Raw genomic sequence first — 15,177 nt, 5'->3', positions numbered from 1 at the left:
ATGGACAGAAAATCGGAAATCGATCGCCAACGGGAGCATCAAGCCAACGAGCGGACTTTCTTAGCTTGGTTGCGGACGGCGATCGCTTTAATTGGTTTTGGGTTTGCGATCGCTCGATTTGGTTTGTTTCTGCGCCAACTGCAAACAGCCGTGACTCAACAACCCACGGTTGCCGATCGCAATTTAGTTAGTTCCGAGAATTTGGGGGTGAGCCTAGTTCTAGTTGGTATCTTCACGATTGCCTTGGCAGCTTGGCGATATAACCGAGTTTTTGGGCAAATTGAAAGCGGCAACTATCGCCCCAACCGTTTAGCGATCTGGCTTTTGGCAGTCATCATGATGGCTCTGGGAACTATGAGTATTCCGCTAATTTTGGGTCGTTCTGCACCATCTCCACCTACATCCGAGCGCGATCGAAATTAATTCGCAGTCGATCGAAAAGACACAATCGATCTTCTAATAATTGCTTTATTTTCTGCCACTGTCAGAATCAAGAAGTTTTAGTTTTCTTTATAAGTGATATTTTTTGTCAGATTAAGAGAAGCATTATTCAAGCTGCGTGGACTGGACAATGTTTTAACCTGCGCAGGCAGGTTGTGCCTGTGTAGTCGAGCCAGTGCAAGTCCTGATGTAACAAAAAACCTCGACTCAAAAGCCGAGGTGCAAGAGGAGGAATTAAATATCGATGGGAGCTACTGTTGTCGAACTTAAATCGTGAAATTAAATAAACTTAGCTAGCAACAAGAGCAACTAATACTAGAGCCATGACAAACAAACCAGCGATCGCACCCTGAAAAGTATAGCGATTTTGCTGTTCTGGGGTTGGATATTCAGAATAATACATTTCTGGTTCGGTGGCGTAGTTATTCAGAATGCCGTCTTCGTTAATGGTTGTGTACATACTGTTTATTCCGTGTTTGTTAACTCTTGTAAACTAATGTAACAGTATTGTTACGAAAAAGCAAGATGTCTTGACAAATAAAAAATAAATAGTTAAGCAAAGTGTTGCTTATCTGTCAGCGATCGCCGATCGGCAATTACGGCAGACAAAAGAATTGTTGTAATGTATTGACTAACTCAGTTTCGGCAGACAAGAGTTAGTAATGTATGATATATATCTACTGTAATCCCACCGATTAACTGGAAATTACAGGGATGAGTTATTGCTGAATGCTGACAACTGATTCCCTCGCCTCCAACCCCTAGCCCCTAGCTCCTCTCTTAAAATGGGTATTGTCATAGAAAACGTCACCAAACAGTTTGGCAGTTTTACCGCTGTTGACAACGTCAGCTTAGAGATTTCCAGCGGTTCTTTAGTCGCTTTGTTAGGTCCTTCTGGATCTGGTAAGTCTACGCTTTTACGGTTGATTGCGGGGTTGGAAATGCCGGATAGCGGTAAGATCTTACTGACGGGCAAAGATGCAACCAATCAGAGCGTACAGGATCGCAACATTGGGTTTGTATTTCAGCACTACGCTTTGTTCAAACACATGACGGTGCGTCAAAATGTTGCCTTTGGAATGGAAATTCGCAAAGCCACCAAAGGGAAAGTTAAAGGACGGGTAGAGGAATTATTAGAGTTAGTGCAATTAAAAGGATTGGGCGATCGCTATCCTTCGCAGCTTTCGGGCGGACAGAGACAAAGAGTCGCCTTGGCACGGGCGCTAGCGGTAGAACCAAAAGTTTTGTTACTAGACGAACCCTTTGGGGCGTTAGATGCCAAAGTGCGCAAAGATTTACGCGCCTGGTTGCGTCGCCTCCACGATGAAGTTCACGTTACCACAGTATTCGTGACTCACGACCAAGAAGAGGCGATGGAAGTTGCCGATGAAATTGTGGTGATGAATAAAGGTAAAGTCGAACAAGTAGGTACGCCAGCCCAAGTTTACGACCACCCCGCTACAGCGTTTGTGATGAGTTTCATCGGCCCGGTGAACGTGTTACCAAGTTCGGCGAAAATATTTCAGGGTAACGGGTTTGATTCTGCCCACCCAGAAATCTTCCTGCGTCCCCAAGATGTGGCGATCGAGACAGAACCTAACAGTACGAGTGTCCCTGCGAGAGTCAGTCGGATTATTCATCTGGGCTGGGAAATTCAGGCAGAGTTAACCTTGGACGACGGACAAGTGGTCATGGCGCATCTCACTCGCGATCGCTTCGACCAACTGCAACTCGAACCGCAGCAAAAGGTTTATGTCAAACCCAGAGAAGCGAAATCTTTTCCGTTATACTATTCGATTTAATGCCATTGGTCATTGGTTAAGACAGTGATGCGTGGTGCGTGGTGCGTGAGAAGAAGGTCTCTGTTTCCTGACTCCTGTACGGGCGGGTTTAGCAAATAAACTAACAGCTAGAACCGAAAATTTTTGGTCAAAACCCGCCCCTACGACTTCTCTGACTCCTGTACGGGCGGGTTTAGCAAATAAACTAACAGCTAGAACCGAAAATTTTTGGTCAAAACCCGCCCCTACGACAACTGATAACTGATAACTGGCTAAATCGAAAACACTAAAAAATATGAACTGGTTTGGTTTATCGCGCAGGCAATTTTGGTCGTGGGGAAAATTCTTTAGTCTGCTGAGTCTATGCTGCTTGCTGATTGTTAGTTGTAACACTTCACGTCCGCCAGCACAGACAACAGTGCCTACTCCTGGTGGTGGGGGTAACAGTCGCATTACCGTGGGGACAACTTTAAGACCGAGAACGATCGATCCCGCAGATAATTACGAATTAGCAGGCACTAATATTACTACAAGTCTGTGCGATCGCCTCTACACATACAAATTAGGTACGGGAGAATTAGAACCCCAGCTAGCTACAGCTTTGCCTAAAGTCAGTCAAGACGGTTTGACTTACACGATTCCCATCCGTCAAGGAGTTGTTTTTCATGACGGAACTCCATTCAACGCCGAAGCGATGGCGTTTTCGCTAAATCGATTTATTAAAAATGGCGGGAAACCAAGCGCCCTGCTGTCTGATGTAGTGAGTTCTGTAGCGGCGACAGGAAATGAGGAAATAACAATTAAATTAAAAAATTCTTTTGCGGCATTCCCTTCAGTCTTAGCTTTTCCTGGGATGTGCGCTGTCTCTCCCAAAGCCTATCAAATTGGTAGCAGTAAATTTTCGCCGACAAAATTCGTCGGTACGGGACCGTATCAGTTAAGGCAGTTTACACCAAATTTGGTACGGATGGATGCATTCGATAAGTATTGGGGTGCAAAACCGACAAATCAAGGTATCGACTTTCAAATTCTCTCGAATGCGGCAAATTTATACAATTCTTTCCGCACGAGTGCAGTAGATATTGCCTATCAAACCTTCGATCCGCAGCAAGTAGAGAGTTTAAAACAGCAAGCAACATCAAAAGGATGGCAGGCGATTGAAGAAAAAAGTAATACTGTCACCCATATGATTTTGAATGTCAAGCAAAAGCCTTTAGACCAGTTAGAGGTGAGACAGGCGATCGCTTCAATGATAGATCGTCCCCTACTGATACAACGAGTTTATCAAAATCAGGCGCAACCACTCTACAGTATGCTGCCCGATACCTTCGACAGTTATAAACCCGTGTTTCAATCGGCTTATGGCGATGGCAATGTAGAGAAAGCAAAAGCACTATTAGCCAAAGCGGGATACACCAAAGAGAACCCGTTGAAATTACAAGTCGTTTATCCTGGGTATTCCCTGATTCGAGAACAAATTGCAGGCACTTTGAGGGGATATGCAGCGCAAAAACTCGAAGGAATAATTCAAATCCAGCCGCAGCCAGAAGAATCAGCTACCTTTTTCGCCAACCAAGCCAAAGGAGCATATCAGGCAATTTTACAAGATTGGTATCCCGACTTTGGCGATCCCGATAACTACATTCAACCATTTTTAAGTTGTCCTAAAGGCGACGCTAGCGGTTGCGAGAATGGTGCTAGTCAAAGCCAAGGTTCGTTCTATTACAGCGATCGCATGAACAAATTAATCTCTCAACAGCGCCAAGCACAAGATCCGCAAGCGCGGGCAAAAATCTTTGGTGAAATCCAAGACTTAATTGCCCAAGACGTACCGATTATTCCCTTAGTTCAAAATAAAGACTATGTTTTTGCCCAAAAAGGACTTCAAGGCGTACAAATCGATCCGATTTTGAAACTTCCTTTGTGGCAGATGAAGAAAGGTTGAAAAAGTCAAAAGTCAAAAGTTAAAAGTCAAAACGTGCGTTAGCAAAATTATAGGCTGGCGATCGCGCCAAATACAAGACAACCGAGGGCGATACGTAAGAGAAACGGTAGCTTGATAATACTTGCAACTACAACAACTATACTTGCAGCGATCGCCCCCCAAATTTCTACAGTTGACTCTCCCAAGTCAGCCACGCTACTGGTAGCCATCACCAAAATTACCGCAAAACCAACTTTATCCAACCAACCCGCTTGCAACCGATCTGTTCTTACCCAAATGCCCACACTTCGCATCAAGAAAGTACCCAAACCAGCTAATAATATAATCCACCAAATATTCATCAGTTATCAGTTGTCAGTTGTCAGTTATCAAAAAGATAATTTCTTATCCGCGTTCATCCGCGTTTATCTGCGTTCCTATCTGCGTTTAAATCTTTTCTCGCAACACCACAGCCACGCAAGTCACCCCGAAAATTGACAGTAAAAAACCCCAAGTTCCCCAACTTTGAGTTATCAGTACCAAACCAATACCGATCGCCACTACCAACCACTCTCTACCGAGACGATCGCCAAGACTATCAACCAAAAGACAGATAAACAAACTCGGCAAAGCAAAACTCAACCACTGTACGGGTAACTTTGCCCCGATTTGACATCCCAACCAAGTCCCAGAAATCCAACTTAACCAACATAGAGTATGGATGCCGAAATAATAGAAATGCGATCGCGGTTTGCTAGTAATATCTAAAGCAAAAGCTTCATCTGTGAGTCCGTGAGCGAGGAATAATCGCTGTCCCAGCCCAAAAGAGTTAAAAATGCGATCGCTAGCCAGACTCATCGGAATATGGCGCAAATTAATCAGCAGCATCGTCAGCACGATACTCATCCAAAAGAGATCTTGCTTGACTCCTTCCAAAGCGGCAAATTGGGCAGCACCAGCATAAACCCAAATAGACATCGTAACCGCCGCTGATGTGGATACACCTACTCCAGTTGCCAACGCCCCAAAACTCATCGCCACGGGGAAATAACCAACTCCCACCCCCAAGGCGCGATATATGCCTTTCAAAAACTCCTGCATTGACCGTTCTCGAATCCGCTACAGTCCTAGTTTAAGTAGCGAGAGCAATTCAGTCTTGAACGATCTTGCTCTATACTCTTGCTAACGTAAGAGGGGATTGCCCATCTTAGCGATCTCGTAGTATACGATCTTGCTAGTTATAAAAACACCACATAATGCAATACAGTTCAGTTAAAAGTATTAGATCCTCAAAGATCCCCCCTAGCTCCCCTTAATAAGGTGGGAATAATGCCCCCTTTCTCAAGGGGGGTTGGGGGGATCGTCTTATCTGAACCGTATTGCCACATAATGGATGCGATCGTCGAAGCGGTTCATAAGAGTGCATCTGACACTCTGAAAAAGTACGAGCAAACCAGCATTCGGCTACTAGCAGGATTAGGAGTAGAAGGAGATACACATATGGGTATAACAGTCAAGCATCTTGAAAAAAACCTCCAAGCGATCGCCCATCTGAAACATAAAGATCGATTAGAAATTGGAACTGTACGCCACAATCTCATAGAACATCGCGATCGCGTTACTTCCATTACCATCATTCCCGACGGACGAACGCTCGTCAGCGGCAGCACAGATCGAACAATTAAAATTTGGCAAATCTAATTACAAAAATTAAATATTAATGATTCTCTGCCGCAAAAGATGCGAGTCACTAGCCATTTTGTTTCAGGTTTAGGTATTCTACAAGAGTTGCCGAACAGAGAGCGCGCGAACGTGGAGTCGGGTAAGTGACTGGTGGCTAGTGACTAGTGGAACCAGAATTGCTTCCTCGTCGCCCGACTCCCGACTCCCCTGTACGGGCGGGTTTTGAGCAAGGATTGATTGACGTAAGCGTGAGTTTTTTGCTAAACCCGCCCCTACGACTCCCACTCTCCTACTCCCGACTCCCGACTCCCTACTCCCTAATTAAGCCCGTGACAGTCACCAATTCCTCAAAACAGTACCATTACCGACCTTCGCATAAACCAAACCAGCTATTATATGGCTCTGGACAAGTTGCAGTAGTGACTGGTTGGACTGTCAAACAGGCGATCGCCAAGCATTTGCAAGAGAGCGAATATGCAGTCATCGGACAGTTATACTCGCCAACGCGGGGAATTAACTTGCTGATCCGCAATTTACTCGCCAATCCTCACGTTTGTTTCTTAGTCGTTCTCAACGCGACTAAAGAAGATAGAAACTCAGGGGGTACGAAGTGCTTGTTAGATTTTTTCGAGCATGGCTTTGCCGCAGGGTCAAGCGATACGGGAAAGCACTGCTGGGTGATTTGTTCCTCCATTCCTGGGTATATCGATATGGAAGTCGATGCTCTTGCATTGGAACAGTTACGGCAAAATCTTGTAGTTAAGGAAGTGTTTTCTATTACTGAAGCAGTTGAGCAGACGCGCAATTTTGTTGCTGTGACTCAACAACAAGAAATACAGCCTTGGGGTGTGCCTATAGAATTTCCTATAGGGAGTGTAGTTCCTACAGTTTTACCCGGGACTCGTTACGGACATCGAATTGAAGGAAAAACAATTGCTGAAACTTGGGTGAAAATTATTCACCGAATCAAAACGACAGGCACAATTCGACCGACTGGCTACGATGGACAATGGCAGGAATTAATCGATCTGATGGCAATTGTCACTGACGAACCAGAGGGTTTCTATTTTCCCGAACCAAATTACTTACCATGCGATCGCGCTTTCATTCAAGAATATCTCTCGCAGATTTTAGACGACCAGCCCTATAGAGAAGGGGTGAAATATACTTACGGTCAAAGATTGCGATCGCATTTTGGTCGGGATCAAGTCGAGCAGGTGATTCAAAAGCTGATCGGAGAGATCGATGCTGCTAGTGCCGTCATGACACTGTGGGATGTGAAAGACCATGAAAAAGGTGGTAGCCCGTGTTTAAATCATATTTGGGTGAGAGTTGTCGAGCAAGAAATATCATTAACAGCGACGTTACGCAGTAACGATATGTTTTCTGCATGGGCTGCAAACGCTATGGGATTGAGAGCGTTACAACAGCATATTCGAGATGAAATTGCCGCTCGTTCTAGTTACGATTTACGTATGGGACCGCTAATTACAATTAGCCAATCAGCCCATATATATGACGATACTTGGGAAAATGTAGACCAACTGATTAAGCAGCAGTATGCGGTAATTTCTAAACAATTAGACTACAACGATCCATGTGGAAACTTTCTAATTGAAGTTACAGACGGTGAGATAGTTGTTACCCAAACCACACCTGGTAGCGGTGAGGTTGTTGCTTGCTATTCTGGGAAAAATCCCTTAAAGCTATTAAGAGAAATTTGTGCTGCTTCTCCTTCTATTCGTCCAGATCATGCTGGATATTTAGGGATGGAGTTGCAAAAGGCATCTGAGTGTTTGAAAACAGGTAAGTTATATAACCAGGACGGAAAATGACAGCTAGCGATGACCAAAGACCAACGTGGAATGAGTACTTTTTAATGTTGGCTAAACTAGCAGCTACTCGTTCAACTTGCCTTGCTTTTCCAGTTGGCGCGGTAATTGTTAAAAACAAGCAGGTTGTAGCAACAGGTTATAACGGTTCGCCGTCTGGTTCGGCTCATTGCACTGCTCAAGGATTCTGCTATCCAGGGTTGAGCAGTTGTGACGCTAGTAAGAGCTTACCATCGCGGGCTGTACACGCAGAGGCAAATGCGATCGCCCAAGCTGCCAAACACGGTACATCTACTGATGGGGCGAGTATTTATGTCACCCTAGAACCTTGTTTATCTTGTTTAAAGTTAATTATTTCAGCTGGGATTAAAGAAGTTTTTTATGAAACTTCCTTTAATGGTGGCGAAAATGCTGTGGTGAGAGATTCCTTTGTCAAAGAAGGACTAGTGACGCTGCAACAAATTCATTTATCCGAAGCAACGCAGGAAAAAGCGGCTTTATTCCTACTCAATCATACATCTGTTGCTAGGTATGAAAACACTTATATTAGCTAGTTTTGTGAGTTATGGCACTTTGAACAATTCGCGGTTACAAGCGTCGAGCGTTTGTCATTAAGGCAAACAGCTTTCCCTGCTGACATAGCTGTAAGGCTTGAATTTTGACGACGGGACTGGCGCGTCTCGAACGCGCGACCTAGCGCTTCAGATTTGTGTGAGTTTCCCCACTCTCTGGACTATACCTTCACCATAGGCTTTTAGCCCGTAGGTGGCGACCACCTAGTCTCTACACCTTCCAAAGTCTTCCTGAGTTTTAAGTTTTAAGTTCTAATAGATACTCAAAACTTGCTATTCACTTTACTTTAGCTTGGCTCGGTATTCCCATGAAGTGCAAACATTGCGGTCAGTCTGCTAACTTTTTAGGGTTCACCGACTTCGATCGCATTCATACATAGAGTTTCCCCTATGATGCCCGATAGTTCAGGAGGCGCTCGCTCTATCCAACTGAGCTACAGCCCCAATCCTTTGCGATCATAGCATCAGAAGTCAGAAGTCAGAAGTCAAAAGTCAAAAGTCAAAAGTCAAAAGTCGGGTGAGTGACTGGTGGCTGGTAACTAGTAGTAAATAGGGTGTGGGGTGTGGGGAATTTTGAATTGTCTTGCTCCCTCAGCTCCCTCAGCTCTCTTCTCTCCCTTGTCCCCCTTGTCTCCCTCACTCCTCACTCCTCACTCCTCACTCCTCATTTCTGCCACGTACTATCCCACGGACTGCCACCGATTTCTAAGCCACAGACTGAACTTTTAGCCTCCAATATCAATTTCTTGCCACCACGCCAAGAATAGAGTTGTAAACTCACTTGCCCGCGCATTGTATCTTTACAACAGAAAACTAACCCATTCTGGGTGGGTGCGCGTAGGGGAGTGCCGGGTAAATCTGTCGTTCCCGTTAAAACAACTTCGTAATCAGCATTTCTTGCCTGCATTTGCCAGCAACCCCAGGGCTGGATGTTCCACGTTACCTCGGAGTTCCAAGGGACAAATTCGTAAAATTTACCCCGATAATGCAAGCCTACCATTGCTACAGATTCCATCCACCACAACACCCCACGCCTACCACCGCCAGCAGTTAAGGCTAAGTCGGGTTCGTCGTCAAAACTATTGCAATTCAGCCAAAACCATCTTTGCGGAAAAGCACCGCCCCAATTCTTTTCGCTATAGGCTGGGGCTTTGGTAAATTCGTAACGCTTACCGTGCCAATCGATCCAACCCGTGGCTAAACCGTGCGCCATCAAGATTTGCCAGCCAGGTTCAAATATTTGTAACGAAGACAGCCAACCAGCCGTAGATTGCTGTATCCTACCGCGATCGCCCCATCCATAAATCGGTTGGATCTCGTACTGCCAACGGCAAACACCATTATTGCCGGGATCGAGGATGATACCTTGGTTCCAGGTCGCAGTAGCCTGATAACCCTGTTGGATGTGGCGATCGAATTCGTCAGGAGAAAGCCAATTTGCTGGAGTATCTAAGTCTGTTTGTCCCCAATGTCCTAAAGCGAGTTGAGTCGGACTCGCCCAAAAGCGTTTTACGTCGGGATAAGTCCGCCATAAATACCGATCGTCAGGACCGAGAATCTGAGCTGCACCACCACTGTGGGGTTTACCGCCTATGGGGTCTTCGATCGAGTACATGAAAGCAAAAGTGTCGCCAGTATCCAAAGTAACGCGGTAGTACCAGCCTTCAAAAAAACGGCGATCGCTACCATCCCAGTGATAACCACTATGAGGAGTTTGTGTTGAGAAAGAAAAATTTTTGGGAATACTAACCATGACCGGATTTGTAAGTCCTATTCCAGTATGAGCGATCGCCTCATGCTATTGACGCAAGTAAGTTATCGCCATTGAGATGAGTCAAGTCGAAACCTATTACAAAATCCTGGGACTAAAACCTGGTGCAACTGCTGCTGAGGTGAAGCACGCCTACCGTACCTTGGCGAAAACTTGGCATCCCGATTTATTTCCCGATCGCTCCCAATTAAAGCAGCAAGCCGAAGAAGAAATCAAAAAAATTAACGAGGCGTACCAGCAACTCAAATGGCAGCAGCCACACGGAAGTAGGGTAGCTGCGGCTACAGGGACTTTCTCAACCTCCAAATCTTGCGCCGAGACTTATTTTAAGCGAGGGATGGAGAACGCGAGACGAGGTAGATATATCGTGGCGATCGAGGACTTTACGCAAGCGATTCGCCTCCAACCTAACTTTGCGGCTGCGTACAAATATCGCGGACTTGCTTGTTCTCGATTGGGAGACAAACATCGGGCAGACTCTGATTTTCAAATTGCTTTAGAACTGGAACCAAAACCCAAAACACCTAAGCCATCGCCTACAGCATCACCTCATACTCGCTGGAAATGCGTCAACACCCTCATCGGACATACGAACTGGGTATTTGCCGTGGCGATGAGTCCAGGCGGACAAACTCTAGTTAGTGCTAGTGCGGATACAACAATTAAAATTTGGGATTTAGCAACGGGAAAATTATTAAAAACTTCGATCGGACATACAGCATGGGTACGATCTATTGCTATCAGTCCCGATGGCAAATGGTTAATTAGCAGCAGCGACGATTGCACGATTAAGATTTGGCGGCTAGATACGGGAGAATTGGTAAATACGTTAATCGGACATGCCGATCCAGTTTGGTCGGTGGCGATCGCGCCTGATGGGACAAAGCTGGCTAGTCATGGTAAAAACAAGACAATCCACTTTTGGGACTTAACTACAGGACAAAGATTAGATACCCGTGTCGGTCAAGCAAACTCAGCCTATTCTGTTGCTTTCAGTCCTGACGGGCAAACTTTAGCGATTGGTAGTTGTAATAAAACCATTGAAATTTGGCATTTAGGCATGGAACAACTGCTGCACGTCCTCAAAGGACATTCGAGTTGGGTCAATTCAATTTCCTACAGTCCTGACGGGCAGTTTTTAACCAGTGCTAGTTATGACAAGACAATTAAATTATGGCGATTGGGTACGGCTAAACCTTTTTCTGCCGTGACGTGGCATCACAGCTATGTAGGATTTGTAGTATTCAGTCCCGACGGGCAGACTTTAGCTAGCAGGGGAGATAATACAATTAAGTTGTGGTATCCCAGTACGGGAAAGCAGTTATGTGCGCTTCAGGGACATACCGACTGGGTGAATGGAGTTGCTTTCAATCCACAAGGGAACGTACTCGCGAGTTGCAGTCGGGATATGACGATTAAGATTTGGCAACGGCTTTAACTCGGCGCGGTAACTGACGCAAAATCAGCACCAGAGCTTCTTCCTGCCAACATCTGATAAAAAGAGAATTGATTACGTACTAAAATGTTATAGTTTCTAACTTTAAGTTAAAATTGTCCCACCCATCAATTTTTGATATCTATAGGTTAATTCTGCTTGCATTAAACTCCAGCGTTGCAGAGTTGGATCTTTTTCCATCACCTTCTCAGCAGCTTCTCGCGCAATTTCTAAAACTGCCTGGTCGTCAATTAAACTTGCCAAGGTAAAATCTGGTAGTCCAGCTTGACGCATTCCCAAAACTTCCCCAGGACCGCGAAATCGCATATCTGCTTCAGCAATAAAAAATCCATCTTGAGATTCTTCTAATACTTTTAGGCGTTGACGAGCAGTTTCATTCTTAGGATTACCCATTAACAGACAAAATGATTGCGCCGCACCACGTCCGACACGTCCCCGCAACTGGTGCAACTGAGATAAACCAAATCGCTCGGCATTTTCAATGAGCATTACCGTAGCGTTGGGAACATCTACACCAACTTCAATTACAGTGGTAGAAACGAGAATTTGCGTTTGATTGTCGCGAAATAAATTAATCACCTCGTCTTTATCGGCTGACGACATGCGACCGTGGAGCAATCCGACTTGAAACTGGGGAAAAATGCTTTCTTGCAACTTTTGAAATTCATCGACTGCTGCTTTTAAGTCCAGCTTTTCCGATTCTTCCACTAAGGGCAAGACAATGTAAGCTTGTCTGCCTTGAGCAACTTCACGCAGAATTAATTCATAAGCGTGCGATCGCTCTTTACTAGACAATACAGTTGTGTGAATCTTTTGCCTACCTGGGGGCAATTCATCAATTTGACTCACATCTAAATCCCCATGCAAGGTTAATGCTAGAGTACGGGGAATCGGCGTAGCTGTCATCGTCAAAACGTGGGGAGACTCGCCCTTTTGTTGCAAACGAGCGCGTTGTCCGACACCAAATCGGTGCTGTTCGTCAATTACAACTAATCCTAAACGTTGAAAAATGACTTTATCTTGAATTAAGGCATGAGTTCCCACTAACAGGGGTAGTTCTCCCGTTTCTAGTTGGGCGTGAATTTGCCTTCGTTTCGCCGCCGGAGTCGAACCCGTCAGCAATTCTACAGGTAAATGTAATAAATTAAACCAACCAACTAACTTGCGATAATGCTGTTCTGCTAATACCTCTGTAGGAGCCATCAACGCCCCTTGGTAGCCTGATTGAATCGCGGCGAGAATTGCTACCACTGCAACAACCGTTTTCCCCGAACCCACGTCTCCCTGAACCAGGCGATTCATCGGTACGGATTTTTTTAAGTCGTTGAGAATGTCATTAATCACCCTTTGCTGCGCGCCAGTGAGTTTAAAAGGTAAAAGTTGATAAAACTTTTCCACCAATTGACCGCTTGGCGAGAGAACGGCACTATTAGCAATTTGCCGTGCTTTATATTGGCGTTGCAGCAAACCTAGTTGTAAATAGAAAAATTCGTCAAATACCAGGCGACGACGGGCAAGTTCTAAAGCGTCGGTATCAGCTGGAAAATGGATATTGGCGATCGCTTCTCTTACCTCAACAAATCCGTAATAATCGCGTAAAGCTTTTGGTAACGGATCTTTGAGATGAACTAGGGATGGAAGTGCGGTAGTGACAGCCTTGCGCACCATATCTGCCCCGACACCTTCCGTCAAGGGGTAAATTGGCACAACTCGACCCACAGTTAATGAATCAATTGTATCTCCTGGGTGTGCCAGCACCTCCAGAGCTGGTTTGTCCAGCGTCAGACCGTATTTACTCTCTTTCACCAATCCCGACGCTGCGACGACTGCGCCAGGTGGATATTTGCGCTTTTGTTGTTCTTGCCAGCCACGATGAGAATAACGTCCGCCAGCGAAAAAGTAGTTGATGCGAATTTGACCCGTATTATCTTTCAGGACAATTTCCAGAATGGATAATTTAGCATTACGGGGACTAGTAAAGCACTGGCACTTTTTTACCGTTCCTACTAGCGTTGCTGTTTCCCCTGCCTCTAAATCGCAAATCTTAACCTGCCGTGCGTAGTTAATATGATCGCGAGGATAGTAAAGTAACACATCCCTAACTGTATACAGTCCCAACTTGGCTAAAATCTCACCTCTTCTCGCACCAATTTCCGGCAACCTCGTCAAAGGCTGCTCTAAACTGGGTGCAAGACGTTGATTTATCTCTGAAGATTTAGTGGAAACGAGCGTTGATGTTTTGGGTTGAATGATGCGGGAGTCGGTAGGGGCGCACATCTGTACGCCCGTACTGGAGAGTGGGAAGTCGGATGAGTGGCTAGTGGCTGGTGGCTGGTGGCTAGAATTGCTTCCTTGTCCTCCTTGTCTCCTTGTCTCCTTGTCCTCTATGTCTCCTAGAGCGTATAAATGCTGCTGTTCCGAGACTTGTTGCGATAGGTGCAAGCATCTACGTGCTGCTGCAACTAAGCTTTGTCTCTCTTCCTGCGTCATCTGATGGTATTCGGCAAATTGCATTGCCATTTCCTGCCATCTACGTCTTTCTTCTACAGATAAAGTGGCAGGAGGTTTGCCAAAACTCAAACAGAGAAACTCGCTGAAGCGGTATTGTTTCCCTACCAAGTCTACAAAGCCTTTTTCTGCCTCCACAGCTAAGGCTTTCTGCAATCGCAACCAGTCTATATCGTCATTGGTCATTGGTCATTCGTCATTGGTCACTGGTTATTGGTCACTGCTCCCTGCTCCCTACTCCCTGCTCCCTACTCCCTTTCTTTACTGATAACTGATAACTGATAACTGACTATTCGTCAAACCAACTCGCACGCCATGCAGCTTCTGCTTCAGCGATCGTTCGCTCCCGCTGCCTCTTCTGATATTCTCGCCCTAAAGAAACTAAATTTGATTCTAGTTGCCGTACTTGGTTACGTGCAGTCCTGACATTGGTATCTGCAAACTCAACTTCTGACAACCGCAACTGAATTGCAATTAACTGCGTCACGCCACCTTCTTGCAAATCCTGCGGATTTTCAGTTTCAATTAATAAATTCATGACATTGGGTGGTCCTGCTGTCATTTCGCCCGTAGTTTCCGATACTGCGGTAGCAGCTTCTAGTAAAGGAGCAGGTAGTTTTTGAGGTAGAATGCCAGATTTTTGCAGTAATTGATTCGCATCTAAGGATAAGGTTTTGAGGACTTGGGCGATCGCTCGTTCTAAAATTTGCTGCCATTGTACTAGTTCTAAAGGGTTAGAAGGTGTAGCAGGAGACTCAGAATTCAGAATAGACGCTGACGCTACACTACGCGAACGGAATTCGGAATTCGGAATTATCTGTTCCTGTTCCTCTATCAAGTCCTGTTCTATTTCAGCGATCGCATTTTCTCTATCTAGCTGAATACTATGTGCTAGCTCCCGTGCCATTTCCATTGGGTTGTTCAACAGTTCTAGCAATCGTTCGGCTGCTGTTTGCCCTAACTGACGAAGCGATCGCTGCAATTGCTGTCTTTGATTCATAGACAGACTCAAAAATTGCTTGGGATACGCCTGAGTGCAGACTTGATAACTTGCTAAGATCAGCTGTTGGCGTGTAGCTTGTCCTAAAGCTTGACAATAACTCGTGTAGGCGCTGTTGAGTTCAGCAAATAACTTATTTGCCGACTTTTCCAAAGCTTGCATGTCTCGCTCAATTTGTTCGATTGCTCTTGCCATCTTTTCAGTTATCA

At 45.4% G+C, this 15,177-nt stretch carries 14 protein-coding genes; 7 read left to right on the top strand and 7 right to left on the bottom strand.

All coding sequences use genetic code 11. From position 1 onward, the window contains the following. The gene (locus QH73_RS18875; protein ID WP_039715911.1) at positions 1-423 is read left to right on the top strand and encodes a YidH family protein; all 423 of its coding nucleotides are present in this window, start codon (positions 1-3) and stop codon (positions 421-423) included. 307 nt (positions 424-730) lie between these two features. Here QH73_RS18875 and psb34 read toward each other — a convergent pair whose 3' ends face one another. Beyond that, a complete protein-coding gene (psb34, locus tag QH73_RS18870) occupies positions 731-901 on the bottom strand; it encodes a photosystem II assembly protein Psb34 (RefSeq protein ID WP_039715912.1) in 171 nt (56 codons plus the stop codon). 325 nt (positions 902-1,226) lie between these two features. On the opposite strand from psb34, the gene QH73_RS18865 reads away from it, so the two are divergent. Continuing rightward, positions 1,227-2,243 (top strand): sulfate/molybdate ABC transporter ATP-binding protein, encoded by a 1,017-nt coding sequence (locus QH73_RS18865; protein ID WP_039715913.1) that lies wholly within the window; start codon positions 1,227-1,229, stop codon positions 2,241-2,243. Between the two features lie 9 nt (positions 2,244-2,252). Here the strand turns inward: QH73_RS18865 and QH73_RS28355 are convergent, their stop codons facing one another. Further along, the gene (locus QH73_RS28355) at positions 2,253-2,675 is read right to left on the bottom strand and encodes a hypothetical protein (RefSeq protein WP_236147095.1); all 423 of its coding nucleotides are present in this window, start codon (positions 2,673-2,675) and stop codon (positions 2,253-2,255) included. Here QH73_RS28355 and QH73_RS18860 point away from each other — a divergent pair. Beyond that, complete coding sequence (locus QH73_RS18860; RefSeq protein ID WP_309476508.1) at positions 2,641-4,167, top strand: ABC transporter substrate-binding protein; 1,527 nt, start codon at positions 2,641-2,643, stop codon at positions 4,165-4,167. The two genes, QH73_RS28355 and QH73_RS18860, sit on opposite strands and share 35 nt — an antisense overlap. 47 nt (positions 4,168-4,214) lie before the next feature. Here the strand turns inward: QH73_RS18860 and QH73_RS18855 are convergent, their stop codons facing one another. Both QH73_RS18855 and QH73_RS18850 read right to left on the bottom strand, forming a co-directional pair. Further along, a complete protein-coding gene (locus tag QH73_RS18855; RefSeq protein ID WP_039715915.1) occupies positions 4,215-4,508 on the bottom strand; it encodes an AzlD domain-containing protein in 294 nt (97 codons plus the stop codon). Positions 4,509-4,593: 85 nt separating this feature from the next. Then, on the bottom strand, positions 4,594-5,247 hold the full coding sequence (locus QH73_RS18850; RefSeq protein WP_039715916.1) for an AzlC family ABC transporter permease: 654 nt from the start codon (positions 5,245-5,247) through the stop codon (positions 4,594-4,596). 228 nt (positions 5,248-5,475) lie between these two features. Here QH73_RS18850 and QH73_RS18845 point away from each other — a divergent pair, with 228 nt between their 5' ends. The 3 genes from QH73_RS18845 (at position 5,476) to QH73_RS18835 (ending at position 8,215) form a co-directional block, all read left to right on the top strand. After that, positions 5,476-5,847, top strand: a complete 372-nt coding sequence (locus QH73_RS18845; protein ID WP_132867368.1) for a WD40 repeat domain-containing protein — start codon at positions 5,476-5,478, stop codon at positions 5,845-5,847. Between the two features lie 311 nt (positions 5,848-6,158). Continuing rightward, the gene (locus tag QH73_RS18840) at positions 6,159-7,664 is read left to right on the top strand and encodes a thymidylate synthase (RefSeq protein WP_039715917.1); all 1,506 of its coding nucleotides are present in this window, start codon (positions 6,159-6,161) and stop codon (positions 7,662-7,664) included. Then, entirely contained in the window at positions 7,661-8,215 is a 555-nt protein-coding gene (locus tag QH73_RS18835; protein ID WP_039715918.1) for a deoxycytidylate deaminase, read from the top strand. The genes QH73_RS18840 and QH73_RS18835 overlap by 4 nt, the downstream gene beginning before the upstream one ends. A 682-nt stretch (positions 8,216-8,897) precedes the next feature. Here the strand turns inward: QH73_RS18835 and QH73_RS18830 are convergent. Beyond that, positions 8,898-9,986: a tocopherol cyclase family protein gene (locus tag QH73_RS18830; protein ID WP_039715919.1), complete on the bottom strand. Its 1,089-nt coding sequence runs from the start codon at positions 9,984-9,986 to the stop codon at positions 8,898-8,900. 76 nt (positions 9,987-10,062) lie between these two features. Between QH73_RS18830 and QH73_RS18825 the strand changes: the two genes are divergently transcribed. Beyond that, on the top strand, positions 10,063-11,442 hold the full coding sequence (locus QH73_RS18825; RefSeq protein WP_039715920.1) for a WD40 domain-containing protein: 1,380 nt from the start codon (positions 10,063-10,065) through the stop codon (positions 11,440-11,442). Between the two features lie 102 nt (positions 11,443-11,544). Here the strand turns inward: QH73_RS18825 and recG are convergent, their stop codons facing one another. Then, the gene (gene recG, locus QH73_RS18820; RefSeq protein WP_039715921.1) at positions 11,545-14,154 is read right to left on the bottom strand and encodes an ATP-dependent DNA helicase RecG; all 2,610 of its coding nucleotides are present in this window, start codon (positions 14,152-14,154) and stop codon (positions 11,545-11,547) included. Between the two features lie 103 nt (positions 14,155-14,257). Beyond that, complete coding sequence (locus QH73_RS18815) at positions 14,258-15,163, bottom strand: hypothetical protein (RefSeq protein WP_039715922.1); 906 nt, start codon at positions 15,161-15,163, stop codon at positions 14,258-14,260. Positions 15,164-15,177: the final 14 nt, after the last annotated feature.

It is taken from the genome of Scytonema millei VB511283, from assembly GCF_000817735.3.
GTDB classification, from domain to species: Bacteria; Cyanobacteriota; Cyanobacteriia; order Cyanobacteriales; family Chroococcidiopsidaceae; genus Chroococcidiopsis; species Chroococcidiopsis millei_B.
The sequence above is the reverse complement of the archived record's forward strand: the minus strand, read 5'-3'. Positions and strand labels throughout refer to the sequence as shown.